The sequence below is a fragment of the Phormidesmis sp. 146-12 genome (genome assembly GCF_052939495.1).
The window spans coordinates 1-25,991 of sequence record NZ_JBJPHS010000045.1; the positions used below are offsets into that span (position 1 = coordinate 1).

The 25,991-nt window shown below is 48.1% G+C and carries 21 protein-coding genes; 15 read left to right on the forward strand and 6 right to left on the reverse strand.

Going from position 1 to position 25,991, the window contains the following annotated elements:
* Positions 1-44: 44 nt before the first annotated feature.
* A complete protein-coding gene (locus ACKFKF_RS18780) occupies positions 45-992 on the reverse strand; it encodes a hypothetical protein (RefSeq protein WP_446869098.1) in 948 nt (315 codons plus the stop codon).
* A gap of 1,303 nt (positions 993-2,295) precedes the next feature.
* On the opposite strand from ACKFKF_RS18780, the gene ACKFKF_RS18785 reads away from it, so the two are divergent.
* From ACKFKF_RS18785 to ACKFKF_RS18820, 8 genes are all read left to right on the forward strand, one after another.
* Entirely contained in the window at positions 2,296-2,613 is a 318-nt protein-coding gene (locus ACKFKF_RS18785; protein ID WP_446869099.1) for a hypothetical protein, read from the forward strand.
* A gap of 201 nt (positions 2,614-2,814) precedes the next feature.
* Positions 2,815-3,780: a hypothetical protein gene (locus ACKFKF_RS18790; RefSeq protein WP_446869100.1), complete on the forward strand. Its 966-nt coding sequence runs from the start codon at positions 2,815-2,817 to the stop codon at positions 3,778-3,780.
* A 194-nt stretch (positions 3,781-3,974) separates the two neighbouring features.
* A complete protein-coding gene (locus tag ACKFKF_RS18795; protein ID WP_446869101.1) occupies positions 3,975-4,994 on the forward strand; it encodes an effector-associated domain EAD1-containing protein in 1,020 nt (339 codons plus the stop codon).
* Between the two features lie 37 nt (positions 4,995-5,031).
* Positions 5,032-5,439 carry a hypothetical protein gene (locus ACKFKF_RS18800; protein ID WP_446869102.1) on the forward strand — a complete coding sequence of 136 codons (408 nt, stop codon included), beginning with the start codon at positions 5,032-5,034 and terminating at the stop codon, positions 5,437-5,439.
* A 29-nt stretch (positions 5,440-5,468) separates the two neighbouring features.
* A complete protein-coding gene (locus ACKFKF_RS18805) occupies positions 5,469-7,037 on the forward strand; it encodes a VMAP-C domain-containing protein (protein ID WP_446869103.1) in 1,569 nt (522 codons plus the stop codon).
* A complete protein-coding gene (locus ACKFKF_RS18810; RefSeq protein WP_446869104.1) occupies positions 7,034-8,092 on the forward strand; it encodes an AAA family ATPase in 1,059 nt (352 codons plus the stop codon). The genes ACKFKF_RS18805 and ACKFKF_RS18810 overlap by 4 nt, the downstream gene beginning before the upstream one ends.
* Positions 8,089-10,707 carry an SAV_2336 N-terminal domain-related protein gene (locus tag ACKFKF_RS18815; protein WP_446869105.1) on the forward strand — a complete coding sequence of 873 codons (2,619 nt, stop codon included), beginning with the start codon at positions 8,089-8,091 and terminating at the stop codon, positions 10,705-10,707. Before ACKFKF_RS18810 ends, ACKFKF_RS18815 begins: the two co-directional genes overlap by 4 nt.
* A 124-nt stretch (positions 10,708-10,831) precedes the next feature.
* On the forward strand, positions 10,832-11,008 hold the full coding sequence (locus ACKFKF_RS18820) for a hypothetical protein (RefSeq protein ID WP_446869106.1): 177 nt from the start codon (positions 10,832-10,834) through the stop codon (positions 11,006-11,008).
* A gap of 113 nt (positions 11,009-11,121) precedes the next feature.
* Here ACKFKF_RS18820 and tnpA read toward each other — a convergent pair whose 3' ends face one another.
* Positions 11,122-11,571: an IS200/IS605 family transposase gene (gene tnpA / locus ACKFKF_RS18825; protein ID WP_446869107.1), complete on the reverse strand. Its 450-nt coding sequence runs from the start codon at positions 11,569-11,571 to the stop codon at positions 11,122-11,124.
* A gap of 179 nt (positions 11,572-11,750) precedes the next feature.
* On the opposite strand from tnpA, the gene ACKFKF_RS18830 reads away from it, so the two are divergent.
* Positions 11,751-12,575 carry a formylglycine-generating enzyme family protein gene (locus tag ACKFKF_RS18830; protein ID WP_446869108.1) on the forward strand — a complete coding sequence of 275 codons (825 nt, stop codon included), beginning with the start codon at positions 11,751-11,753 and terminating at the stop codon, positions 12,573-12,575.
* 146 nt (positions 12,576-12,721) lie between these two features.
* On the opposite strand, the gene ACKFKF_RS18835 is transcribed toward ACKFKF_RS18830, so the two are convergent.
* From ACKFKF_RS18835 to ACKFKF_RS18845, 3 genes are all read right to left on the reverse strand, one after another.
* Entirely contained in the window at positions 12,722-13,345 is a 624-nt protein-coding gene (locus tag ACKFKF_RS18835) for a Uma2 family endonuclease (protein WP_446869109.1), read from the reverse strand.
* A 28-nt stretch (positions 13,346-13,373) separates the two neighbouring features.
* Entirely contained in the window at positions 13,374-13,733 is a 360-nt protein-coding gene (locus ACKFKF_RS18840) for a hypothetical protein (protein WP_446869110.1), read from the reverse strand.
* Between the two features lie 185 nt (positions 13,734-13,918).
* On the reverse strand, positions 13,919-17,086 hold the full coding sequence (locus tag ACKFKF_RS18845) for a plasmid replication protein, CyRepA1 family (RefSeq protein ID WP_446869111.1): 3,168 nt from the start codon (positions 17,084-17,086) through the stop codon (positions 13,919-13,921).
* A gap of 890 nt (positions 17,087-17,976) precedes the next feature.
* Between ACKFKF_RS18845 and ACKFKF_RS18850 the strand changes: the two genes are divergently transcribed.
* Positions 17,977-20,148 (forward strand): ATP-binding protein, encoded by a 2,172-nt coding sequence (locus ACKFKF_RS18850; RefSeq protein ID WP_446869112.1) that lies wholly within the window; start codon positions 17,977-17,979, stop codon positions 20,146-20,148.
* A gap of 162 nt (positions 20,149-20,310) precedes the next feature.
* Here the strand turns inward: ACKFKF_RS18850 and ACKFKF_RS18855 are convergent, their stop codons facing one another.
* On the reverse strand, positions 20,311-20,832 hold the full coding sequence (locus ACKFKF_RS18855) for a DUF192 domain-containing protein (RefSeq protein ID WP_446869113.1): 522 nt from the start codon (positions 20,830-20,832) through the stop codon (positions 20,311-20,313).
* Positions 20,833-21,065: 233 nt separating this feature from the next.
* Between ACKFKF_RS18855 and ACKFKF_RS18860 the strand changes: the two genes are divergently transcribed.
* The 5 genes from ACKFKF_RS18860 to ACKFKF_RS18880 all read left to right on the forward strand — a co-directional run bounded on the left by ACKFKF_RS18860 (position 21,066) and on the right by ACKFKF_RS18880 (position 25,980).
* On the forward strand, positions 21,066-21,662 hold the full coding sequence (locus tag ACKFKF_RS18860; protein WP_446869114.1) for a hypothetical protein: 597 nt from the start codon (positions 21,066-21,068) through the stop codon (positions 21,660-21,662).
* 29 nt (positions 21,663-21,691) lie between these two features.
* Positions 21,692-22,018 (forward strand): hypothetical protein, encoded by a 327-nt coding sequence (locus ACKFKF_RS18865; protein WP_446869115.1) that lies wholly within the window; start codon positions 21,692-21,694, stop codon positions 22,016-22,018.
* An 82-nt stretch (positions 22,019-22,100) separates the two neighbouring features.
* Positions 22,101-23,882, forward strand: a complete 1,782-nt coding sequence (locus tag ACKFKF_RS18870) for a hypothetical protein (protein ID WP_446869116.1) — start codon at positions 22,101-22,103, stop codon at positions 23,880-23,882.
* Complete coding sequence (locus tag ACKFKF_RS18875) at positions 23,846-24,946, forward strand: hypothetical protein (protein ID WP_446869117.1); 1,101 nt, start codon at positions 23,846-23,848, stop codon at positions 24,944-24,946. The genes ACKFKF_RS18870 and ACKFKF_RS18875 overlap by 37 nt, the downstream gene beginning before the upstream one ends.
* Positions 24,947-24,990: 44 nt before the next feature.
* Positions 24,991-25,980 (forward strand): hypothetical protein, encoded by a 990-nt coding sequence (locus ACKFKF_RS18880; RefSeq protein WP_446869118.1) that lies wholly within the window; start codon positions 24,991-24,993, stop codon positions 25,978-25,980.
* Positions 25,981-25,991 lie beyond the last annotated feature (11 nt).

The following is a 25,991-nucleotide window of genomic DNA, read 5'->3' on the forward strand; positions in this document are numbered from 1 at the left end:
AATTTACTGTCCTCTCTTGCATTCCGGCTTCCTAGTTTTGTCAGTCAAGCAGCTTCATGGTCTAACGCACGTAGTATTTCCCAAAAGACTTCGACTTTATTGCCATTAGAATCGTCACGAACAGCTAAGGGAAGAAATTTTGCATTTAGAACAGCAGAATAGGAGTTCTTATTAACAGCTTCTATACTTTGAACAATAGAATGAAAGTCTTCCATCACACCTAGATTAAGATGTAGCAGCTCTCGATCAAACAGGTCATTTCCTATTTGATTTGAGAGGTTATTTGCTACATCGCGTCGATGAATTAATAATTGCACATTCCCTAGAATAGGAAGTCCAACTATTTGAGCTCCATGCATACAAACAGATTGAAATGATTCAAGAAATACCTGACCAAATAAAGACTCACTGCTAAAACCAAGTTCTGTTAAGTAGCTATTTAATGGATCAATGTCATTCAAATAACCCGGAATCCAAGGATCATCCAGCATTATAATATCGTAGAGACCTTGCTTTCGGAAGTTTTTTCTAGCCTCTTCATTTCCTAATTCAATAATATCAAAATTTAGGCGAGGGAATGATTTTGGCAGAAAAGCATTGATAATATACTCAAAATCCTTGAGAAGATCAGCTATTGTCTTTGATGCTTCAGATGACAATCCGATTTTCAACTCCAGATCAGATTCAAATACTTGATAAGTGTTATTAGAGGTATCAATAATCTCACGCCAATCTAGTTCTAACACTTCACAAAAAGCTTGAAAAGAAAGAGGATTGATGGCTTCTCTTTTGTCGCCTACAAATCGCTTCCAAGTCCCTTCTGAGCATCCATCAGCGTAGAGTTCGTTGGAATCCCAATCGCCTTCGGGGTCTAAAATTTTACTAGCTTCTACAAGCCACCGTCGATCACATTTGATCCAGCCTCGCTCTATTCTAGCTTTCCGTAGGGCTTGCTTAATCTTCGCGAGTCCCTGCTTTGATGGCTTTGGCATTCAATGACCACTGAACGTCTGAATTGTCAAGTCTAATTCTAGATCAGTTTGAGATCAGAATGCCCTTTTCAGAAGTGCTTCAAAATTGCGCTTAAGTTGCCTCTAGATAAAAATTGCGGTTCTCAGCATTATGAAATTGTGGACGGTTCATCAATTTGCTTTTAATTCAAGGAGAACTTTGCGAACTACAAAAACTTGGCAGTAACTTTTGGCTCTCTCATTCTGGTTACTGAAATGCTTGTTTTTGTTCCTTTTGTTCAAGTACTTGACTTGCAGTGATTTGGTCTTCGCATCCAGCGTTTCTTCTTTGCTCGGTACATTCATCCCACATCTATCACAAAGTTTGTCATGAAAACACAACAAATCGTGCTATTCGCTGCTGTTTCATTAACTTCACTTAAAGTCTTATTAGGCTCGACACACCCAGCATTGGCAAATGATTGTCAGGCTATGATGCAGGACTTCATTCAGTATTCAAAAGCAGGAGCAGCATATGGTTCCAGACCTATTGCTGCAACTGTTTCAAGCCATTCAATCAACCCATCATATAAAGATGCTGGGTTTAGCTCGGACGACATTACCATGACCACTGCCGGCTTGGTAGAATACGCTAATGGAGCACTAGACTATTCTTCAGATGACTCTATTCAGGGTATAGTCCCTCTACGCTGGAATACGTCAACGTGGTCTCCTATCCCTCCAGGTACACGTACGCCTTTATCTTCATCACCAGCGAATTCCTCGGGGAGCATATTTCCCCCACAGATTATAATTAATGTTCCGCCACCCAAACAGCCTTTTGCACCTACACCGCAATTGACATATAGAGTCCAGATCACTAGAACAGGTGTAGTTACCATCGCTACCCTGATCAATAATAAGAACTTTTTAGGTCGAGCACCAGTTACTTTTCAAGGCATTTGCTCGAAAGGAGTGATTACAGGAAGCGCTAATGGTGATAAGTTTCACACGATAACCCTTCGTAGGGCAACGCGGCCAGTGATTCGATAAGGTTAGTTCTTCTAACTTCTTGCTCTTTAAGACGTTCTAAAGGACAAGAAGTTAGGGAATTAATGTGAAAACTGAACACAAAAATTCTGTTGTAGCAGCCCTAAGCCATTTGTGGAATTAAGAAGCTCTGTGAGAAAGGCTTCCGTCGGAAGCCTTTCTCACAATCCAAGAGGATCGCTGTAGTCTTTGCTGACCGAGACAGCGCTTCTCCAAAAACCTTGGCTGAACTTAACAACCAGTGATTCTACCTTAGAATATTGAATTCATCTCCGAAACTATTCTTTTACCAATCATGCTCAAAAAACATCTAGTTATAGGATTGGCATCAACCTCAATTCTAGCAATGACTGGCTTAAGTACTATGAACGCAAATGCAGACGAGCCGTTTTGCTACATGCGTATAAAAGATGGAAAGACAATAGACCTTAGCAAATGGTGTGGAAGAAAACTTGATGCTGAATCCAATAAAGATACATCTTTTGCTGAAGTTGATAATTCAGCCAATGTTGACAAATTACTCCAGGAAACTTTGGAGCAAATTAATTCACAGAACAATGGAGTTGCTTCTCCTTCAACACCGATAGAGCCTGTCGAACTTCAGAATGAATAGGGCTGATTTTCCCACGAGATCCGATGAGATATCCCTCATTTGTTACTCTAGCGAGAGTAAAAGCTAAAAGCCTGGCTGCACTTGGGTTTTGCTCTTTTGTCACTTTCGAGCCACCAAGATAGGAAACTCAGACTACTGCTAGGTTTCAGAATTCAGTTCAGTGAGAGTGATTAAAGAGGGAGCGAGTATGCATTGGTTCCGGTGACTCCAAGCTGGGAGAGCGATCGTGCCCAACCCACTCGTCGAGAAATTGAAAAAGGTAGAACAACTGGAAAATCCTCTGCTCGGCAACAACTTCAGCATCTAATTGATCGCACATTGAATCAGGATCGATCGATCGAGACGATTACCGATTTGAGCGATCGTCTGAAGCAGATGGGAGTTTCTACTCGCCTGAACTGCTCGGTGGACGGTCAACCCAGGGGTATTTCGTTTGAATTCGACGGTATCGCGATCGCGGGTGCAAAACTGGGAAGAGCATATAGCCTCCCTCGACTCCAGCAGCGATTAGCCGGAGGAGTGCCATCTGTGATTGACCGACCGCCGCCCTCAGCAACGCAGCAGATCCGCCGACTACTTAATCAAACGATTCAGCACGTTTTTTCTATTCCGCAACTCGTTGAGTACTTACAGGCATCTGGAGTACCTGTGCAGCTTCATCAATCTCATAGAGGGGAACGGCTGTTAATCGAAGTCGAGGGCAAAACTATCAATAGTTCAAGGCTGGGCAAGCTCTACCACCTACAAACTTTAAAGAGTCGATTGGAGCATCAAGCGGTGTCTCGGCCTGTTTCAATGCGACAGACAATCGAAACATCGTCAGCGCTTGGTGCTTTAGCTGAATATGGGCACTTGAACGCAGCTCGCGAGAAACAGGTTTACCAGCACCTTTATGAAACACTGGCACAAAAAATACGCAAGCATAGCAAGTACCAGCAATCGATTCATGAAGTGGATTTAGAAATCGCTCAATATATTCTTCAGAGCGAGTCTGACACTGATGTAAAAGCTCTGGTTCACAGTCCTCAAGTTCAGCAGATTAGACAAAACGTTGGGCGTGAGCAGGCAGAAGCCTATGTGCAAGAACTCTTGAAGCTGGCGGCTCACAACATAAATGGAAAGAATCGTCAGCGCGCGAATTCGCTTAACCGTGACCTAGAGCGGTAACGGTAGAGGGTGATTGTAGAAATTTTCCGTGCTGTTAAAGTTTTAACCATGCGGAAAACTTGATCCTTTCACATAGATTGAAAAGCTAAAATTGTCTCGTTAAAATTATTTCTGCTACGATCGCTCCTGCTCACTCTAACCCGCTTGCACTCCCTAACTTTGGCATTCTCTTTCACCAAACTGGAACCCTGGGCATGGAACTAAAAGGCAAACAGATTGAGGAATTGAGAGTGGCTTTACAGCGGGCATTTCTCGACAGAACCAAACTTAAGCGCCTGCTGCGTGAAGAACTTGATGTGCGAATGGATGAGGAGATTGGAGGAAACACCCTCACAGAGACGGTCGCTGAATTAATAGACTGGGCAGAGGAGCAGGGGAGGCTTCCTGAATTAGTGAGTGCGGCTATTCGTCGTAATCCAGGAAATCATAGATTGCGATCGTTTGTGGAGTCGTTCGGAATTCTGCCTTCTGAAGCAGGAATCATAGAGGGTGCTTACGGTCCTGAGTTTGACTGGCGAGGTTCCACGGAGCCGCTTGAACTTCAGGGTTTTTGGCGGCGAAAACCTGAGTTGTGGGATGTTGCCTTTCTAAGCCGAGGGGTCGATCAAGCCTCATCCGTTTGTCGAATCGAAGTCGAAGGTCAAGGAGCGGTTGGGACAGGGGTTCTGCTGAGTCAAGATTTGCTGCTGACGAACTACCACGTTCTCGAAGATGCGATTCAATCTGATTTACAGAATCTTTCGCGAGTGCGATTGTGCTTTAGACGATTGACTACGGAAGCTGGCACTGAAGCGATCGGGCAGACGTTCCAGCTTGCAGAGAACCCGATCATGCGTTCTAGCCCAACCCAAGTGTTAGATTATGCGTTGCTGCGTATAGAGTCGTCCATTCTGAACGCTGAAGCGATTCGCCCAGTGGAATTTGCTCAAATCTCTTTGGAAAAAGGAAATAGCATTCACATTCTTCAACATCCGAATGGCGAATCAATGAAGATTGTATTCGGAACGAATGGAGTGACGGGTGTATATGAACAAGAAGGTCTAATTCAGTACATAAGCCAAACTTCTACGGGGTCTAGTGGCTCTCCGTGTTTCAATGATGACTGGCGGCTGGTCGCTCTCCATCATGCTCAACGGGCAACAAGTTCTGGAGTGGTGTGTGAAGGAATTCTACTCAGTGCCATCTATCCACAAATTTCAGATGTGTTGACTTAGTTCAGATGTACGTCAAGATCGAGGGGAAACAGACGGAATGGGACGAAGAATTGTTACGCGACAACTGCAATCCGCAACGTCCAAGGAAGCGGTAGATGGCTATCAGGATCGATTGCTCAAGTATATTCCTGCGGATGTGAATGGAGCTTGGCTAGCGTTGACAGGGATCGTCAAGAGCGCGACGGCGATTCCACAAAGCAACGTGTTGTGGGGTCTGTTTCTGACTCTGCTGATTCTGACTCCGATCTGGACTTGGCAGCAAACTTCCAGACCCAATCAACCCCCTGCTATTACGCAGATTCTGATCTCGACAGGTGCATTTTTCGTGTGGGTGTTTGCCTTGGGGGAACCCTTTACCAGTCTCAGCTTCTATCAGCCCGTGTATGGTTCAATCCTGCTGATTCTTTACACTCTAATCGTTGCCAAGATTGCCCCTAAAGAGTAACAACATTCAATAAATGCGACAGGTTTGAGATGGGAAAGTGGGAACTATTTGGAAAACAGGTTGAAGAGCTTGAGGCGGCTCTGGGGGATGCGTTTGCTCAAGAAGATGATCTCAAACAAATGCTTCGGAAGCGGCTAAATTTGCGCTGGGATTCGATTAAGAAAGGAGACACCTATGAATCCAGGCTATTTGAACTGATCGAATGGTTTGAGTCGAAAGGGAATATTGATAAATTTATTATCGAAGTTGCTAACTGCAAGTCCGAAAATCGGAAAATTCAACGTTTTATTGAAACCTATATTGACAAGTTATTTGAGTTTGATAACATTGATCGACTATCTGCTGAATTATTAACTAAACTACTCACGATTCTTAAGAGTATCCCTGACTTCATGAGCGTTTGGGGCATTTGCAGAAAGATTTTGCCTTCAACTATTGAGGTCGATCGTGCCCAAAAGATTCAAGCCTTTGGTCAGTCTGAGCTATCAAACTGGTTCAAATGTTTAACGCTTTTAATGTTTTTACTGGAAGATTATCCAACCTCGAAGCAACGCCCAAGTATTCTCGTCTTTGTTCAGTCCCTATCAGAGTCTTCTGCTCTAGAGGATGTCATAAAGAATCAGCTAAGTGAGTGGCTTCAAGAGGTCGATCCTCAACAAAATGATGCACAGACGGGTCTTTCAAACTCTTTTGAGCAGGGGAATGGGGGATTGCAAGCCTACTTGATGATCACGTTGAGTCCTGAAAAATCTAAAATGCGATCGCTTGCAACTTTGTACTGTGTCGCTCCTACAGGTGATACAAAAGAAATTCCTGTGAATTTAGATCCACAGTCTACAGAACGGGGTGTTTTGTCTACTTGGAAGAAAGTTCCGCAGACCATTGCCCAATTTGTTGAACAGGCAATTTCTAACGAGCTAGAGAAGCCTGAGAATCGATTGGGATGTGCTTACTATGCGTTGACGGTTGAACTATTTTTGCCTCACCAGTACCTGAATGAGCGGGTGGATCAGTGGAAAATCAAAGATGGTTTTGGTAATTTTGTGCCATTGATAGTACAGCATCGGTTAGTCGTGCGATCGCAGGATCGAGTGGTGAAGCCCAATTTGAGAAATGCGTTCTCTCAGTCTTGGCATCGCGCTAAAAAAATACTCCAGGAAAATCCTCAACCCGCTTCACTACGCGAAAACATCGAGCATCTCAGCCAGTTAGATTGTCTTAGATTTGGAGCGCTTCAGGAAAACCTCAAGGAAAAAATTGGGATTAAAATCACTTGCTCATTGCCGCAATCCCAAAAAGAAATGCTTAAATTTTTACAGGCAATACTGGGATCGGGGATTCCGCTGGCAGTTTGGGCGCATGATTGTGAACTCTCTAGCAGCGAGTTGGAGCAGAGATTTGACCAGTTCTTAACCGTTGATCTCCTGTGCAGCCCCTGTAACTTGATAGAAAAGGTGAAGAAACAGCGGGTGTCCTCTTTTGATGATAGCGAAAATCCCCAGACGCGCTGGGGACGGCATCTTACGCTTTTATGGGATGATTTTGAACGGATGCCTGTCTCAGAACCATTTCAATCTAGAGGGGAACGATCGGCATGAGCGACGATTGGAAAATTTTTCGGGGAACGACCACTCCTCACAATGGCATTGATCGCCTTCTCAAAATTGAGGCTCCTAGCTGGCGGCGGTTTGCAAACTCAACGGGTGAGATTGATGCAAAACGAGATCGGGCATATTGGCAGAACTTAGAGAAGATTGCCCAAACCCGATCGCGTGACTTAAAGCGGGGCGAAAGTTTCCGCATTCAACAGACTCAGATGAACGTGATTGAAGCTGTCAATGCGGCTCTTTACCTCCGCCGACCTTTGTTGATTACTGGGAAACCTGGATCTGGAAAAACTTCGTTAGCCTATGCAATCGCACGAGAGTTAAAATTAGGCCCCGTACTCGTTTGGTCGGTGACGGCGCGATCGAATCTTCAGCAAGGGCTATATCAGTATGATGCGATCGCTCGGCTACAGGATGCTCAACTCAGTCAAACTGACTCATCCGAGCCTTTAGCAGAACGAGACTTTCGGAATATTGGACAATACATTCGCCTGGGCGCGGTGGGCACTGCATTCTTGCCCTCTTTGCGTCCACGGGTACTTTTGATTGATGAAGTCGATAAGAGCGACATCAATTTACCTAACGACCTGCTGAATTTGTTGGAGGAGGGATACTACGAAATCTCCGAACTCCGACGGCTTGCCAAACGAGGAACGCTGACCCAAACTGTAGAATCTGAGGACGGGTTGAATGTGGATATTCAGAAGGGATTAGTGCCGTGTCAAGCGTTCCCGGTGGTCGTAATGACGAGTAACGGCGAACGAGACTTCCCATCGGCATTCCTACGGCGCTGTGTGCGGGTACAGATGCCGAATCCTCAAAAGGAAGCCTTGGTGAGCATCGTGAGAGCGCATTTGGGAGAGGCATTGATTCAGCAATTTGATTCAGTCATTGAAGATTTTGTAGATCGCAATGAGGAGGAAGATGGCAATTTAGCAACGGATCAACTGCTCAATACGTTGTATCTGTTAACTCAGAATGCCGATGAAGCCGCCATCAAAGAGTTGTTATTTAGTTCTCTCAGCAGTCTTGGAACAGGACAATGATCGATCGCTGGATTGCCGAATTAGGAGAGAAGCTGGATCTGACGGCTGAAGAGTTGGCAGATATTGTTTGGCTGACTCTGGTTCGACAACAAGGCAGCGTAGCGAATACGATCCAGGCGAAATCTGAGGATCGGATCGAAACAACGGAAGCGCGATCGCTAGTTGCCCCGATCTCACCGATGCCCATCTCTACATCGGTTTCAATCACGAATTCTCGGTCAACGTCTGAAATAGTTGCTGGCATTGCGCCTCGTCGATCGCAGGCAGATTTGATGACAAATACCGTGTTGGATCGGGTTCCGTTCAAAGTGCCTAATCCGCCGTCCATCCGGGAACCGTTAGCCTTGGTGCGATCGCTGCGACCCCTGATGCGACAGGTGCCATCGGGACAAATAGACGGGTTGGATGAGCAAGCCACCGCTCAACAAATTGCTGAAACGCAAGTCTGGCAACCGATCGTCCAACCTGCGTTGGAACCGTGGCTAGAGTTGGTTTTGGTTGCGGACGAAAGCGCCTCCATGCTGATCTGGCAACAGACGGTGTTGGAGTTTCGGAAGCTGTTGCGAAATTATGGAACGTTTCGAGATGTGCAGCTTTGGGGATTGCGTTGGAGCGGAACTCAGCTAGAGCTTCGTCCGGGCATTGGTTCCGAAGCCCTTCAACAAGCTCCCCGTCAAGCCAAAGAGTTACTTGATCCGAGTGGACGAAGGCTGATTTTACTGATCACGGATTGCGTAGCAGAGCAATGGCACCAACCGGACTTGACCCAGACGCTAAAACTGTGGGCACAGTCTAGCCCGGTTGCGATCGCGCAGGTTCTTCCAGAGTGGCTATGGGTGCGGACGGCAATTCGGGGCTTTGAGCCTGTGTCACTGACTGCGCTAGAACCTGGATTGCCTAATAGCCGATTAACCGTTGATTGGAGTGCTGTCTGGCAGATCGAATCGGCTCCTAAATCGAGCGTGTGCGTCCCGATCGTGCCGTTAGAGCCAGCCTCGGTATTGACTTGGAGCCAGATGGTGGTGGGGCGAGGCGAGGCACCGGGCTACTGGGTGCGATCGTTTGCCCCAGAAGCAGATGAGGTGTCACCTCATGTGTTCTCGCCTCAAGAGCGATTAGAGCGGTTTCAGGTGCAGTCGTCTCCGATCGCGCAACGGCTCATCGGTCTGGTAGCTGCTTCTCCGGTGATTACGCTTCCGGTGATTCGATTGATTCAGGAGACTTTATTGCCAACTTCTGAGCAGATGAATGTAGCGGAGGTGATTTTGGGTGGCTTGCTAGAGCCGATCGAACCTCTGAAATTTGAAACAAACCCTGATCAGGTCGAGTACCGATTTGTGGATGAAGCGATTCGGAAACTGGTGCTAGAAAAGGCTCCTGTGACGGACACTGTGAAGGTTTTGTCAAAGTATATTGAAAAGCAATTTGACATGTCTCTCGATGAATTTGTGGCGGAACTGCAAGTCTGGAGCCAGAGCGAAAATGCCGAGTTGGTAGAAAGAGCCAGACCCTTCGCAACGGTGACTGCTGCGGTTTTGAAGCGCAAGGGGAGAAGATATCGTGAGTTTGTTCAGCATATCGAACATCAATACTCATCCTCCCCAGAGCCAGAGTCATGCCAAACTGACGACTTCCCGACGTTTCAGGAGTTTGAGTTTGAAACGGGTATCATCGACGAGACGCTTCAGCCGTTTGAGTTTACCGTCGCAACGATCGAGCTTCAATCTCGAAATCGCCGTGGACCTGAGCTTGTGATCCATCGGGAGCAACGGCAGGCTTGGCAGTTTGTCGAAGAGTTGAGCGAACAGAAAGTGCTGCTAGAGATGGTCTCGATTCCAGCAGGTAGCTTTTTGATGGGATCGCCAGATGATGACTTACAACGCTCTAATTGGGAAAGCCCGCAGCATTCCGTGACCGTTGACTCGTTCTTTATGGGGAAGTACCCGATTAGTCAGGTGCAGTGGCGAATTGTGGCAGAAGCGCTGCCGCAGGTCAAGAGATCGCTTGATCCTGACCCTTCACATTTCAAAGGCGACGATCGACCCGTTGAGCAAGTGTCTTGGTGTGATGCGATCGAGTTTTGCGATCGCTTATCTCGATTTACGGGAAAATCATACCGCCTGCCAACCGAGGCAGAATGGGAATATGCCTGCCGTGCATCGCCTATCCTTCTTGCTGATGTTTCGAGAGCAGGAGATGCTTTAGGCGACGATACGATCACGCCCTTTCACTTTGGTGAAACGATCACTCCAGAACTTGCGAACTACAATGGCAGCTCTGTTTATGGTCAAGGAGTGAAAGGGCTTGATCGAAAAGCAACAACTCCTGTTGGCAGTTTTGGAGTCGCGAATAATTTTGGGTTGTACGATATGCACGGGAACGTGTGGGAATGGTGCCAAGATCACTGGCATGACAGCTACGAAGGAGCGCCCACGGATGGAAGTGCGTGGATCGATACCAATGCGGCTGAAGATGCATCTCGTGTGCTGCGGGGCGGTTCTTGGTTCGGCGATCCGCGCGGCTGTCGTTCTGCGTCTCGCCTCTACTTTGCTGCGGGGAGGCGCCTCAACTACCTCGGTTTTCGCGTTGTCTGTTCTGCGCCGAGGACTCTGTAGCCCTTTGCCCTCTTGCTCTTTTGCCCTCTGCTCTTTTCTCTTTGCCCTTCTTTTCCGCGAAGCGGATCGAGTTTTGGAGTGTGAAATTGACGTAGGATAAAAGATGCTCTAAGTTTTTCTTCCCATGCAAGAGCTACCGATTATCCAAAAAACCTACGATCTGATTAAGTGGCATGTCCCGATTCTCAATCGATTGCCGAGAGATCATAAATTTATCCTTGGAGATCCGATTGCCGCGGGACTTTATGATTTATCAGATGGACTGATTAGCGTCAAGCACAGTCCCGATAGACTGCGTTGATGATCCACCAGGAAATTAATTTCCTGGCTCATGGCTGAAGTCCGTTGAAACGGACTGAAAAGGCAGAGTCGATCGGTGGAGTTCTGAGATTTTAGCTGACAGGAATCGTAGCGTTAATCATCCTCAGCTTGGGAACATTCTAGTATCGCGATCGCTGTGTTCAAAGTGTGGTGTTCTTTTTGGTTCAGAACATAAGCTTTTGCGTCATTCAACTGCTTGCTTCCAAGGGTTAGCACTCCATATCCTTCTTGCCAAGAAAACTTGTGTTCGTGACCCAGTGTTTGGTTAAGATAATGCGAACTGCTGCCTTTGACTAACTTCACAAACTCTGCAACCGAGCATTTAGGCGGAATAGATGCTAATAGATGGATGTGATCAGCAACGCCACCGATCGCATGTAAGATCCCACCATTCGCATCAACTTTCCCTTGGATATAGGCATACAATCTACCCTCAAATTCTGGAAGAATCAGCGGTTGACGATTCTTCGTTGCCCAAATTAAATGATAATACGTTCGCCAAAACGCCATCTTTACCCACCCGATCGCTACTCCGCATCCCACAATTTAGTCCATTTCAATGGACTTCAGCTATGAGCCAGGAAATTAATTTCCTGGTGGACTCAAACGAAGCCAGAAGTCGTAAAGTGGAAAATGATCCAGCATCGAAAAATCAATCGGGGTTGAGTAGCTTGGTAGCTGCGGCGAAGAGTTGCTCAACCCTACCCTCACCGTTGCTTCCTATGACCCTCAGCATCAGACGCGAAATACGCAAAGCACAACATTATCTTGAGAGTCTGGGCGACACCCTAGACCTGGATATGGTGCTAGTTCCGGAGGGCAGCTTTTTGATGGGATCTCCAGAGAATGAGCCAGAGCGCGATGGCGACGAAAGCCCACAGCATTCTGTGACGGTTGCCGAATTCTGTATGGGGAAATACCCGATTACGCAAGCACAATGGCGATTTGTGGCAAATCTGCCGCAAGCGAGTCGAGAACTTGACTCCGACCCTTCAGATTACAAGGGAGACGATCGCCCTGCTGAGAACGTCTCTTGGCACGATGCCACCGAGTTTTGTTGTCGTCTGGCTCACTACACCGGAAGATCCTATCGTTTACCGAGCGAAGCAGAATGGGAGTATGCCTGTCGAGCCGAAACCACAACGCCGTTCTATTTTGGCAACACAATTACGCCTGATTTGGCAAACTATGACTGGAATACCTCCTACGGCAAAATCAAAATCACCGTTAAGAAAAAGGATTTTGAGGGCACTACCTCAGTTGGGCAGTTTGGATTTGCAAACGGTTTTGGGTTATGTGACATGCACGGGAATGTGTGGGAATGGTGTGAGGATCATCGGCACAGCGACTATGAGGGTGCTCCAGTTGATGGCAGTGCATGGATAGATCCTGAAGCTGGGGAAGATGCATCTCGTGTGCTGCGGGGCGGTTCTTGGCTCTTCGATCCGGGGAACTGTCGTTCTGCGACTCGCTACGACGATGCTGCGGGGGGGCGCAGCTACTTAGTCGGTTTTCGCGTTGTCTGTTCTGCGCCGAGGACTCTTTAGCCCTTTGCTCTCTTGCCCTTTGCTCTTGATTCTTTACCCTTCTTTCTTGCGCTTCGCGCAACTTTTATTTTTTAGATGCTGCGATTGCACCATTCTCCAAGCTCAATCAAGACAAACGCGATCGCTTTCTGCTTAGAATCTCCCGATCAACGACTCATCGCAAAGATCTGTTCAGCCGTCAGGGAAATATTCGGAAACAGCCGAGAGTCAATCCGGTCTTGCCCTCGAAAGATTTTGCCTGGTAGGTACTCTCCATCTTCAAGTTGATAGATCGTGATCGTCGGCTGTTTCGGAGATCCAATAAACCGAATCCCACCAAATGCCGCGTAGTCCACAATGGTGTACTCCAGAACACCCAACTCTTCATATTCAGCAAGTTTTGTCAGATAGTCATCCTTCCAGTTATTGCTGACCACCTCGATCGCTCCAGGCGGTGGAACATATGCCGCCGCAGAGCTAGAGCTACTCTTCATTCGCTGCCACTCGTCTTTGTCAAAGATGACGATATCTGCTTTTCGGCTTTTTTCCTTTTCTCCTGGCTCTGTTTTGAGCCGAATCTGCTTAGACTGCCGAGACACATAAGGCAGGTCATTATCTTGGCAGTGGCTTTCCAGGTAGGCACACAGCCGCTCAATCAAGTCCTCATGATTCGCATTCGGTTCTGATAATGGCACGGGAACCCCATCAATTAGCTCAAACTCTCTGCCCGACCCATCGTCCCAGGCTAAAAACTCTTCAAACGTCAGAAGCTTTGTAACGGGTGCGTACATCGCCTTTGCTCCCTTGCTGACAGGTACTTTACCCCATGCTATCAAGACGCACCGCTTTATCAATGCATTCTTGCTTATTTTCTTGTCGTTGAATCAATTCCTCAAGCATCGTCGCTTGCTGACTGATCTCGTTGAGCGCTTCTCGCCGAGCGATCGCGGACTGCCACTCTCGATGACGAACACTGCCCGGTCTCCCCAATGATGGGCTGCTAATTTTGCCGTTCGCTTTTTCCGTCACTAGCCGAATGTAGGTGTAGGTTTTGAAGTTTTTAGTCTCGTGAGATTCTGCGAGCCAGCACTTTGCTGGAGCAACTCGACCCGTCGATCGAATTGCGTCTTCTAGCTGCTGAAGCCGGAGCCGCTCTGCTTGTAGAGGGTCACTAATCATGCTTTCCGTGTGGACTGTGCTTCTACCATACAGAAAATCTTCCGTGTGGTCAACTCTTAAACCATACGGAAGATTTTCTGAATTCTTTCCGGGAAATAGTGTGCCAGTCTCTCTTCGCATCAAAACTCGAAGAACTCCCACCTTCTGAGTGCAGTAAGGCAAAGCTATCCTATCAGCAGAGCGGGCTATGCAGCTTCCGCCACCGTAGTCGAGTCAGATAAACTTAGATCTATACCGTCAGTGACTACCGATAGTAGATCCCGTTCTAGCCAAGCCTCAAAAACAGCGCCTCTGCCGTCATTCAGTCCAATCACTCGATAAATTCGTTCCTGTTTATTTCGCGATCCATCCTTGCGAATTAGCTCAAGCCGTAACCCTAACTTGCTCGTTAAAATTTGCCTCAGCACGGTGATCGGAGAGGATTTGGCGTTGACTGTGATGCCCAAAACCGCTTTGGTTTTCCAGGGGACATCTTTGAGCGCTTGGGCAAACGCAACAAGCTTAGGGTTAGAGTTACGAAGTTCTATCCCAGATAGAAACTCTACTAACCCTAATTTTTCTAAAACGACGACTTGATGACACAGCAGGGATGAATTCAAATCGGGTGTCCAAATCGCTCCTTCTCCCGCTTCGAGGGCTTTTTTAACGATCTGGGTATCCCGCTGAATGAGGTGATCCCGCCCGATCGACAGATAATAGTGCAGCCGAACTTGCGGATGCCATCCCTGATCATCTTTCCCCACCAAATCCGGCGTTACGTCAATTCGATATCGTTGCTGAAGCTTATATTTCCGCTCTTTGCGGCGTTCTGCTGGAACTTTTGATCGTTGGGCTTCGAGCTTGCCTGCTTCTAAATGGGTGACTTCTTCCGCCGCCGCGATCGCGTCGCATTCTGCCTGCTGGTTCGATTCAGAGATGTTGGTGAGTTGAACTTTGAGTTTCTTCCGCGTCCTGGCGCTGATGCCATGAGTAGCGGGGATGATGGTGTGTCCTTCGGCTTTGAGTCCCGCTAAAACGGTCGTTCGATAGTGCAGCATCCCGGCATTGATCCGGGCACCCATCTTTGCCCAGGTTCGTTGAGCGATCGGATCAACGGTGATGTCAATATCTTCCTGGTCGAATGCCAGCAGCGTTTTCAGCGTTGCCCGAACGACTTTAGTTTGGCTCTTCAAAAGCGACTGGTGATGCGTGGCACCACTGCCAATTTTGCCAATGCCGTAAGAAGCAATCCAGACATACCGATTCACCGGATCACGCAATCGCGACAGAGATTGCCGTACTGCGTCCGCAGAAGACACGCCCTGAAAACAGCCCCAGACGCTGGTGAAATGCCCTTTAATATCGATACTGACTCCCGTTTCGATCGACGGGGAAGCGATCACCACGTCATACTGCGTCAGAACTTCATTGAGCTTAGAAATGCAGCCGTATGCCTCGTGAGATGGATCGCTGATAGATTCTGAGTCAATCCGCAGGATGCGTTTTTCGGGGAAGCGACGATGGATTTCTTGCTCTAGCCAGGTTTCGAGATTTTGCGTCCCCCACTTAGAGGTGCGTTTTTGCCCACTCACTTGAATGAAGGGACGGTTGCCAAGCGCAATATCTTTTTTCAGTCCCATCAGCCAGGTTGTAGGCTCAGATTGGTTGTAGTGAAAGACATTCCAGCCTTTTTTTGGCATCCAATCGTTCCGAATAATCCAGGGTTCAAGCTGATCGCTGACTCCGGCTAATCCCAAAATGAAGTCGATCGACAAATCAGAAAGATCGGCATCTGCCAGCACAATCCGCCCATGCCCATACGGTGCTAGCGCATTCTGTATGAGTTGCTTTAACTGCTTGAGGACGACGACTCGATGCTGACGAACTTCAGTATCCGCCGATAAAGTATGCCAAATCACCTGTTCAGCTTCATCCACAATAACCAGCGGATTTTTCCAGTGATTCGCGTTAAACCGCGCACCAGACTTGGGGTGCAGGGAATCAACGCACAGTCCGTATCCAAGCAGATGTCCGGTTTCTGAATCTCGTAACTCTGTCACATAATCCAACCCAAAGCGGGCGCACAAAGCCTGCCCTAGCTGAATTCGGTGGGTTAAGACTAGGGTGGGTTGCCCCTGCTGAATCGCTTCTGCGACCCATTTTGTAATGATCTTCGTTTTCCCCGTGCCTTTGGGCGCTTTGAGCGCAACGACACGAGCTGACTGCGGCGCTTTCAACTCTAACTCGCCCAAGTCTTGGACGTTGACCACACAGGCAGATTTATAGGTCAGTTGGCTATAATTCAGGATTTCCCACTCTTCCAAAGTGGGAGCCGCTGTGTAAATTTCGTCAAAGGCTTGCCGCCCAAACTCTGTGACGGGAAGAAAACTTGTCCAGAATGCGATCGCGGTGGCGAGTGCGCTCCAAACTGCTTGAAATGGTTGAATGAGAAGCGGCAAATTGAAAGACTTGTGCGGCTCTGGCGCGATCGGCAACGCTTCTGAAAGCATCTGGATTAAGGCTGTATCCGTCTCAGGGAAAGCCTCAAGCGCTTGTCGCCCACGAGCAACGACGAAATCATCGACCCCTTTTTCTGGCCCTGGTAGATCGATGACCCGTACAGTGCAGCCAGCTTGCTCTAGCATTCTACCGAGTCGAGTTGTGGCAAGCTGAACGTGACGACGGGTTTTGATTTTTTGGTCGTAGTCAAAGCAGATATAGACAGGACGACCAAGAGCGCAAAGAACCTGGAGATCCTCGATGAGTCTGAGATCGAAGGTTTCTAAATCCTGCTTATTCTTTCGATATCCGTTGAAAATTCCAGGTAGTGCCACAACCAGGTATCCCAGCGTCATGAGACAGCCAGCTTTTTTAGCGCCCTCCACGATGATGATGGGGACAGAGGAATCGAGCAGCGCGTCGAGCCACTGCCGGGGTCGGCGAGGATCATGCAGCGCAATTACCCGCGTATCGGTTTTGGGAGGAGCTTCGTACTTGATCGGCTTCCCATCTTCGTCAAGGTAGGGGATATCTGGCTTAAACTGTCCCCACAGCGATCGGGGGGCATCCGCGTCATATGTCTGAAACTGATTACCTCGAACCAGCTCGGTCAGCCCAATCAAATCTTCGCCAGCACACCACCAACCGCCCATCTCAACATGACGGTAGCGGCGCAGCACCCAGTCCACCACGCGACCGTCGTTACGTCGCGCCAGTTGATTTGAATAAAGCAAATAGTTGTAAGGGGAATCGTCCTTTAACGACACGACGTTTGCTTCGATAATTTCTCGGCAAACACCACTCTCCATCCACTCCTGGTAATACTTTGGAGCGACTGGAAACAGAATTTTTGACTCTTCAAGAAACTGCGACATTGGGATCTCACGTATAGAACGTGCAACCGGAATGCAGCGCAGGACGGCGACCATGCCATAAATTCATCAATCCCGATCGGCTAGGGATTGAATTTTGACGCAATTTCGCTTAGAATGTGCATAGCAAAGCACGTCCTCGCAACATCTGTTGCTGGACTGTTGGGGGAGGCAGTCAACATTCGGTCGTCGCCAAACAACTTGGTTGATTGTTCTCCGCACTATTTCGACAGGTTAATACAGGGCAAAAGCTCCTCACCGATGAGGGGCTTTTCAGTTTTTACAAATCTTTACCTCCTAATCTATCCCCAAGACTCGCTGCGAAGGGGGAGTACTTTTATCTTTCGCGATCCTACCACTAGTGGTGAAAAATCGGTACTGCTGATCCGTGTCTATCACTCGATCGTAAACGAGTTGAGGAGGAATGATCAAGAAATGCGGCGTTGCTGATTCAAAGTATGAACCAATGACTGAAAGTTCTGAAAGCTCGCTGAGAATTCTGCGAAGTCATACCGTTATTCAGCAACGCCAGAAATGCAGGTGCCAGAGAACCGCGTCAGAAACTAAATGGATATGGAGATGCTAGTCCTATGATCGTAGTGTAAAGGTTAATTTGATGGTGAATTTAATGCAAGAGCAAAGTACTCTCAATCTCTAGTTATTTTTCCCAAAATGTGTTTGAAATGCTTGCTAAATATATCTCAAGCTATTACGGTCTATAAGAGGCTTAAGCTTCAAAGGTTTGGCGAATGCCAATACACTGTACGAAGTGAAAAACAAATGGCGATCCTATCGAGTCAAGATCATCATCCCTCGGCATGAGCTAACTTAGTCTTCGACGTGAGCATATTTATAGAGTAGCGCTTTCAGCGATTTTCGCAAATTTATAGTCTATGCTGTCAATTGCGCGAACGGTCAGGGTAATGGTGAAGTATTCATTGCCGAGGTATCAAACTCGTTCAAAACCGTTCGTCCAAGATACTCTCGATCGAATTGACTCCCGATATCAAAATCCACAAGATGCTTCATCAGGAGGAGCATTCATCGTTGCGCTTACAGGGCGTTATTTAGCGGTGAGTACTTCTCTAGCGCGACTACATGGTTACTCCTCTTCCGAAGAAATGACTGCAACTGTAGAAGGTATTCATTGCCAGTACGTTAATCCACATAGATGGCAAGAAATTTGTGCACAACTCGCTATGAGTGGTGAAGTTTACGCGCTTGAGTCTGAAGTTAAAACTCGTGATGGCTCAACCCGGTGGGTTCGTGAATCGTTCCTCAGTGTAATAGGGAAACGCAGTCAAGTTCATTACTGCGAGGGCATTCGTCGCGACATCACAGAACGCAAACGGTCGGAGTCGCTTTTGGCGCAGCGCGATCGCTATCTCTCTGCCTTGGTTGAGGTTCAACACCGATTACTCAGTGACGGAAATTGTTACTGCTCCACGGAGGTAGCTACGATCTTGGGTCAAACTGCTCAAGCAAGTCGTTGCTGCGTCTTTATGAACGATCGCGATCAAGACGATAGAGCCTATGCATACCAAGTAGTAGAGTGGTGTGCTCCAGAGATCGCAACAACGTTCTCAGCAGGCCCTATTCGACAACGCTTCTACCATGATTCGGTAGTCCCGACTCTGTGGGAAAACTTGTCTCAGGGAGAGTACCGCATGGACTTGGTGAAAAACTTAGCAGAGTCAGATCAGCAACTGCTGTGTGCTTTCCAGGTGCAAGCCTACCTCCTACTTCCGCTTATGTCGAACGGGGAATGCTGGGGATTCATTGGGTTCATCAATTGCGTCGAGTCCGTGCTGTGGAATCAGCCTGAAATTCATCTGTTGACCTCGGCAGCGCTTGCTATTTCAATTGCAAAGGAGCGATCTGAGCAGAAGCAGGCTCATTTGGAAGCGGCGATCGCGCTTCAAGCATCAGAAGCTCGACTTTGCTCTACGCTGGCCACGAAGGAAGCTCTTCTTCGAGCGATTCCTGACATGATCTTTCGCATGAGTCGCACTGGTGTCTATTTAGATTTCTTTCCTGCGACAGGAGTTTCCCCAATCATTCCGCCTGATGAGTTTTTGGGACGCGGTATATTTGAGGTTCTGCCGGAACAGGTTGCGACGAGTCTATCTCAAGCAATTCAGCAGTGCATTGACACTCAGGTATTGCAGACCTGTCACTATTTGCTATTTGTAGAAGATGCCCTGCGGTCTTATGAAACTCGACTGGTTCCTTATGGAGAAGCAGAAGTGCTGGTCATCGTTCGTGAACTTCATGCTTCAGAAACCCAGAGCAGCCTGCAATTTCCGTCATTGGTGTCTGTCGCGACTCAACGCCTGAGTGAGAGTTTTGCGCGGCTGAAGAGGCGCTTTACTCAAGCCCAAACTGACTCATACAGTCTGCTTGAACTGTTAGAGCTTTATCAACAGTATTCTGCCGATAGTGAGGAAATTGAAGAGGCGTTGCGAACTGTCCATTTGGGGGATATCTCAGAGTCCTTGGTAGGTTTGGCTGCTGTGGAGCAGTTCTCCTTCAAAGATATCCAATCGACGCTACGGTTTTTGAATACTTGCGCTCAAGCGGAACGGGAAGGATTGAGCCAGGTTGATTTGAATGATTGTGTTGACGCAATCCTGGTGATCTTGCATGACAGGCTGAGTCGTCAGTACGGAACCTTTAAGATTCACGTTTCTAAAACCTACCCAAGGCTTCCTGAAATTCAGTGCTATCCAAAACAACTTAGCCAAGCCTTGGTTCAGATTTTCATCAATGCGATCGAGGCAGTCACCGATCCAGGGCGCACCACTCCTCCTACGATTGTTTTATCTGGTGAAGTGAAGCCCGATCGTGTTCGGTTTTGCATCGCCGATAATGGTGCGGGCATTGACCTTCAAAAGCAGTCACAGCTATTTCAACCGTTTGTCACAACGAAATCAGATCATATGGGGCTGGGACTGACTTTAAGCCATCAAGTCATTGTTAACCGACATCAGGGATTGCTGTACTTTGCACCTCTTGCACAAGGCAGCCAAATCGTGATTGACCTTCCCCGCCTATGGCAAAGCTAGTCTTTCCAGTGAGGGGAAACTCGACCTGCTTCGCGGAGGGTAGGACTTTCGCCCGTCGCGCAATCTGAAATAACCGAAGTTAGCGATAAGTTTTCCGTGTGGTCTATAAACTAACCATACAGAAACTTCTTTTCACAAGTCGGGGCTGAGGTAGATAGCCTTCTACTTAAGCTTCTGAACTCTCAAGCGATCGCCCACCTTAATTCCCAACTTCTGAACTGTGCCTGCCGGAAGTTCAATCACCTCGTTGACAGCTAGTTTTGAGTCATACACTGGACATGAATTCGTGCGGCAAGGCACAGCAGATGCGATTTGCTTAACTTTCCCATCTAGAAGAAACACAATATCCAGTGGAATCAGCGTGTTTTTCATCCAGAATTTTAAGGGTCGTGCCGTATCGAATAGAAACAACATCCCTCGATCGCTAGCGAGTTCAGTACGATGCATCAGCCCTCGCTCTAGTTGCTCTGGAGTTTCAGCAACTTCAAGCTCAATCCGCTGCCCCTTGATTTGAACCTGAGCCGTCACTGGAAGAATTTGAGGCTGCGTTTGCTGCTGCTCAGATGAAATGACAACCCGCATTAATAGTGCCAAAGTAGCTCCAGCTAGTCCGATCCGACCTGCACGAGACATCCATCGGCTTCGACGATTGAGCTTGATTAAGGGTGAAATTGAAGTGATCATCTTGTCTTGCAAAATTTTAGGGTTAATCTAAGAAACTATAACCCTAAAATATTAAAAAGATTGTAGAATCATGTGAAGGCACCCTAAAAAATGGAAGAAGTTGCTATACCTATGTATACGTTTCTCCATACATCGCTCTCTAAGGCGTAGAAGAACTCTGTAGAAAGTTCCTCTACTTTGTACAGCACTAAGATTTTTTGAGCGCAATTGCACACTGCATCCAGACAACAATCATGAACTACTACCACGAAGACACGGACTATCGGGAATCTCACTCCGCTAGGATTTCTGTTCACAGACAGCCCTGGACGGCTTACCTTCAAACTCCCTTCCTATCTGCTATCTATCTGATCAGCGCGATCGTTTCTTTAGGATGTGGACAAGGATTTCTATCTGCTATGTTCGCATTAGCTTGGGCCTATTCAAATCCATTGATGATTCTGCAACTTCAGAGTCAATGGCGGCGATCGCTGTTGCGATTGCGATTAAACCCTGTGATGGCGACTGGTGTGGTCATTGGGCTTCTGGGCGGCGTGCTGCTTGGCTTCTCATGGGTTGATGCGGCTCATGCTCAGTTCTTTAAGAACGCTGAGAGCTTCCTAACGACCAACTTCACAGGACTAGATGCCAGCATTATCAAGCTCGTGATGAACACGATCCGGGCACTGTTTATCATGTATCTCATCTTTGCCTTGGTGCAAGTAGTTAACGCTGCTAGACAAGGTGAAGAATGGAAAGATCTTGCAAAAACTCCTTTCATCATTCTCATCATCGGAGTGTTAGGTGATGCCCTCACGGGTGCGATCGCAGGCACAGGCGGTGCTGCCTGATTCAGACCGACTAAGCAAGTGCAACAATCATGTCAGAACCGAAATTTCGCCCTATCAACCCCTTGCTGGGTGCTAGACCTAGCTTTGGCCCCATCCCAGCAGATCTCTTGCTTCCTTGGGGAGCGATTGGACTTATCATTTTCATCCTGACTCGCAACATTCTTCCTGAAATCGGGATTGCCTTTGGATGGGAATGGACAGTTGGATTAATTGTGTGGGGATGTGCTACTTGGTGGGTACTCACAGGCTCACGCCCCTACCGCTTCCTCTCTAAGTTTCTGCCTGCGCCGAGCCGTTGGAGTCGAGGACATATTCGATACAAATCCATGCCCTCAAATCGGGATGCGGACTATTAGCATTTTGATCTCAGTTGAATAAGACCTAGTGCGATGACATTGAACTCTGAGCATTACTTTGACATAAGAAGGATTTTGCACGATGAAGCGGCGACCCAAGGAAAAGGTTAAACGAGTCAATAACGGCAAAGAGAAGCTCAAACTTCTCCCGTTTGAAAATGAGATTCCCTGTGAAGCGATCGTGCGGTTTGAACTACGCGGGCGAAAAACGGCTGCGTATCTGCTCCGTCGAGGCGGTGAAAACAGCGAAAGCTTCCAATTCATTTTCGGGTTTGAGACCAAAGGAGTTCATACAACTCTGAAGCCTGATCAAGTCGATGCCATTTTTGACCAAATTGAGAACGGGCTAAAAGATCTCCCTCCAGGCGAGAAATTTACGATTCACTTTGGCTCGTTCTCGTCAGATCACAGCCGCCAACGGCACCTCTCAGAGCTTGCCCTCGAAACTGACTCAAAACCCGTTCAGTTCTTGCTTTTAGCAGAGAAGAAACGAATTGATGAATTGACTCGTGCAGGCTTACGAAAACCGAAATTCCTTCGATTTTATGTCAGCTATACGGTTGATACTGCTACGGTTAAAGCAAACGACTGGATTGAAAAAGTCCTAGCAAAATCGGAAACTTACTGGAACAAATTTGCGGGAACAGCAACGGCAATCCGCGAGGCGAAGTACGAAGAAATCTTAGAAAAAGCCTTCGTGGATGGATTTATTCGATGGGAGCAGCTCATCGCCACCAAAATGGGACTGCTGGTCGAACCGATGACTGAGCAGCAGCTCTGGGAGGATGGGTTGTGGAATCGCTTCAGTGCAGACGACTGCCCAGATCTCCCCCAGCTAACCATTTTCAATGACGATGGCATTTGTGAAACTTCAAAGTCTGATGTGCATTTCACAAGTCATCTGTTTCCCGATACTAAAAGTGTTCCATTCGCCGATCGCGGTTTTATTCACGTCAGAGGTAATTATGTTGCGCCTCTGGTCTTTATGGATAAGCCTGGAGGTTGGGCAAGCAAGGAATCTGAGTTGCGTTACCTCTGGGAAATCTTTGCACGAGATGCCGTAACGGATACTGAATGCTTCTGTCAACTGACCCGCGCCAATGAAGCCATCATCAAAGAAAACATGAGTCGAGTCACGCGCCAGACGATCGCGGCTCAAAATATGTCGGCTCAAAACGCCAACATCGACGTAGGAGCTTCGATGCGGCAGCGAAAAGCGATCGCGGCTCAAGAATCGCTGTACGAAGGTGCATTGCCGCTGAATGTAGCCGTGGTGTTTCTCGTCCACCGTAAAACACCCGATCAGTTAGATTCTGCCTGTCGCTATCTGCAAAACTGCTTCCGTCGCCCAGCGTGGGTCGATCGAGAGGTGGAATATGCCTGGAAAATCTGGTTGCAAACACTGCCAACTACCTGGGATCGTTTGTTGGCTACGCCCTTCGATCGCCGCCTAATTTATCTCTCCGGCGAAGCTCCTGGATTTATGTCTCTGGTTCAGCCTTGCCCTGTTGACAAGCAGGGACTGGAACTCGTTTCAGATGAAGGCGGTGTCCCTGTACATATCGACTTGTATGGGCAGCACCGAAACATCGCCCTGTTTGCAACGACCCGTGCTGGTAAATCAGTCATGGTATCGGGAATGCTGCTTCACGCTCTAGCACGCGGCATTCCCGTGATCGTAATGGACTTTCCTCCATCAGATGCTGCCAGTACGTTCAAAGATTTTACAAGCTATGTCGGTGGCTCTTACTTTGACATTGGAAAGGAATCTAACAACCTCATGGAGTTGCCTGATCTCTCTGGAGTTGACCCTAGCATCAAGACCGGATGGTGGACTACAAGGAGTTTCTCGCCACTGCTCTGATGATTATGGTGTTTGGAGCAGGGGAGGCTCAAACGACGACGGATCGAATGCTCAAACAGGCAATCCGTTCAGTTTTAGTTCCTGCGATCGACGGTTTTTTTGACGACCTGGACATCACAGCCCGATACCAAACGGCTCAACAATCCGGAATAGGAACGCCAGAGTGGAATCATACGCCAACGCTAGTAGACTTTCTCACGTTCTTTGAGGAAAAAGGGCTTACAGACCTGCCCCAGCAAGTGCTTGATGACCAGAATACAGTTCAAGCCGTCAACCAAATTAAGCGACAGTTGCGGTTCTGGATTAGCTCACGGGTGGGACGTGCGATCGCCCGTCCTTCGACCTTCAACACAGACGCGCAGCTACTCGTATTTGCTCTGCGCGGACTCTCCGATGGTGACGATGCCTCAATTCTGGCGCTCTCCGCCTACTCCGCCGCTCTCCGTCGTACCCTCTCTCACCCGGAAAGCGTCTTCTTTATCGATGAATTCTCTGTCCTACTGGAGTGGAATGAAATTGGCCAACTGGTTGCTCGACTGACCGCAAATGGCGCAAAGGCAGGAATTCGCGTTCTGCTTGCCGCCCAAGACCCCAACACGCTGGCAAATTCAAAAGCGGGTCCGAAAATTATTCAAAACATTTCCACTCGACTCATTGGGCGTATTCAGCCTGTCGCGCAAGAAAGCTTTGTCAACATCCTTAAACTGGAGCCGTCCATCATTGCCCGCAATGCTGGCAAGAACTTCTACCCAGCCAAAGAAGGAATGTATTCACAGTGGCTTCTCGACGAGCAAAGCACCCAGACCTTCGTGCGCTACTACAGTCCACCAATTCTGCTGGCAGTCGTTGCCAACAATCCTCACGAAGCCGCTGCTAGAAAAGCCTTTATGGACTACTACGTTGACCCCTACAAAGGCTTGGTGGCATTTGCTGAGGAACTTACGGCATCCCTGCGTGAAAGTAGGTCTATTCGGTTGCCCGGTGGAGTCGAGTCGCAGTCGATTCCAGAAGATGTTTGTCCTAACATCGGTGCTCTGAAAGACCGTCTTACCTCGGCTGTTTAAGCTTCGGTTGCAATACCGGGGATGTTCACTCTAAGGAGAAGTGCATGGCACACAAAACAAAACGGCGATTATCGGCACTGGCACTGTCGATTAGTCTTCTATCCATATCAGGACAAGGAGCATTTGCTCAAACGAACTCCCAAGGCGGCGGGAACCCTCTTGCCTCACTGCTAAAGCAAGTTCAAGACCTGATCTCTCAAATCCAAGCCAAGCCCCAGGAGCTGATGGAGCAAATCAAATCCCAAGTGGGTCAGACCTGGGAGGGGCTAGAAGGCGAGATTACTAAAGCGGCTGGAGACTTGGGGATTATCGACCCTAACAAGGCTCGTAAGACCATTCAGGAGCAAGCTAAAACAGCTAAAGGCAACCCTAATATTCCAGCGATCGTTCAAGGTCAGGGTTTAGAAGCCACGATCGTCGGTCAATCTGTCGCTCAAACCACCCTGAGCCAGGAGGGACAGCGCCAGGGCAAGAAGAACCTAGAAGGCATCATTCAAACGGCTGCCGATTCTCAACAACTTGCGGATGGCTCTGCGGCGATTACATCGACGGATATGCAGGCTGCTCAAAGCTCTCAACAGTTCGCCCAGCAATCTGGTGAAATGGGTCAAGACTCTACTGAATCTGCCCAGAATGTTGGTCAGATTGGACAACAGGCGCAGTCCAGAACGTCTTCTCAAGATATTCTGAAACTGCTTGCTCAACAGAATGCCGGGAGTGGGAATATCCTCGCCAAGATTTCCGGTCAATTGAGCGGCAGTGCTGGACAACTTGGAAATCTCTCCAGCCAACTGGCAAACAACTCCAGCCAAAATGCCAATTCTGCAAAGTTGCAAGCTGCACAGGTACAACTGTTAGCCAACCAAGCAACTTCGATGGAAGGTCTGAAACAGCAGGGTGCAGGCACAAATCTAACGCTCAGTGAAATGAATGAGCAAATGCGGGGTGAACAGCAATCTCGCATTGTTCAGCAACAGGCGGAGGCGAACCAACTCGCTCGAATTAACCGCTCAGGGTATCGCCTGCTGAAGTAGTTTCTCTTCTG

What these genes read in the sequence shown, in the direction of transcription:
- ACKFKF_RS18840 (WP_446869110.1), bottom strand. Translation starts at nt 13,733, where the DNA reads ATGATTAGTGACCCTCTACAAGCAGAGCGGCTCCGGCTTCAGCAGCTA.
- ACKFKF_RS18815 (WP_446869105.1), top strand. Translation starts at nt 8,089, where the DNA reads ATGATCGATCGCTGGATTGCCGAATTAGGAGAGAAGCTGGATCTGACG.
- ACKFKF_RS18855 (WP_446869113.1), bottom strand. Translation starts at nt 20,832, where the DNA reads ATGATCACTTCAATTTCACCCTTAATCAAGCTCAATCGTCGAAGCCGA.
- ACKFKF_RS18850 (WP_446869112.1), top strand. Translation starts at nt 17,977, where the DNA reads ATGCTGTCAATTGCGCGAACGGTCAGGGTAATGGTGAAGTATTCATTG.
- ACKFKF_RS18805 (WP_446869103.1), top strand. Translation starts at nt 5,469, where the DNA reads ATGGGAAAGTGGGAACTATTTGGAAAACAGGTTGAAGAGCTTGAGGCG.
- ACKFKF_RS18880 (WP_446869118.1), top strand. Translation starts at nt 24,991, where the DNA reads ATGGCACACAAAACAAAACGGCGATTATCGGCACTGGCACTGTCGATT.
- ACKFKF_RS18795 (WP_446869101.1), top strand. Translation starts at nt 3,975, where the DNA reads ATGGAACTAAAAGGCAAACAGATTGAGGAATTGAGAGTGGCTTTACAG.
- ACKFKF_RS18865 (WP_446869115.1), top strand. Translation starts at nt 21,692, where the DNA reads ATGTCAGAACCGAAATTTCGCCCTATCAACCCCTTGCTGGGTGCTAGA.
- ACKFKF_RS18800 (WP_446869102.1), top strand. Translation starts at nt 5,032, where the DNA reads ATGGGACGAAGAATTGTTACGCGACAACTGCAATCCGCAACGTCCAAG.
- ACKFKF_RS18810 (WP_446869104.1), top strand. Translation starts at nt 7,034, where the DNA reads ATGAGCGACGATTGGAAAATTTTTCGGGGAACGACCACTCCTCACAAT.
- ACKFKF_RS18875 (WP_446869117.1), top strand. Translation starts at nt 23,846, where the DNA reads ATGGTGGACTACAAGGAGTTTCTCGCCACTGCTCTGATGATTATGGTG.
- ACKFKF_RS18830 (WP_446869108.1), top strand. Translation starts at nt 11,751, where the DNA reads ATGACCCTCAGCATCAGACGCGAAATACGCAAAGCACAACATTATCTT.
- ACKFKF_RS18860 (WP_446869114.1), top strand. Translation starts at nt 21,066, where the DNA reads ATGAACTACTACCACGAAGACACGGACTATCGGGAATCTCACTCCGCT.
- ACKFKF_RS18835 (WP_446869109.1), bottom strand. Translation starts at nt 13,345, where the DNA reads ATGTACGCACCCGTTACAAAGCTTCTGACGTTTGAAGAGTTTTTAGCC.
- ACKFKF_RS18780 (WP_446869098.1), bottom strand. Translation starts at nt 992, where the DNA reads ATGCCAAAGCCATCAAAGCAGGGACTCGCGAAGATTAAGCAAGCCCTA.
- ACKFKF_RS18845 (WP_446869111.1), bottom strand. Translation starts at nt 17,086, where the DNA reads ATGTCGCAGTTTCTTGAAGAGTCAAAAATTCTGTTTCCAGTCGCTCCA.
- ACKFKF_RS18820 (WP_446869106.1), top strand. Translation starts at nt 10,832, where the DNA reads ATGCAAGAGCTACCGATTATCCAAAAAACCTACGATCTGATTAAGTGG.
- ACKFKF_RS18870 (WP_446869116.1), top strand. Translation starts at nt 22,101, where the DNA reads ATGAAGCGGCGACCCAAGGAAAAGGTTAAACGAGTCAATAACGGCAAA.
- ACKFKF_RS18785 (WP_446869099.1), top strand. Translation starts at nt 2,296, where the DNA reads ATGCTCAAAAAACATCTAGTTATAGGATTGGCATCAACCTCAATTCTA.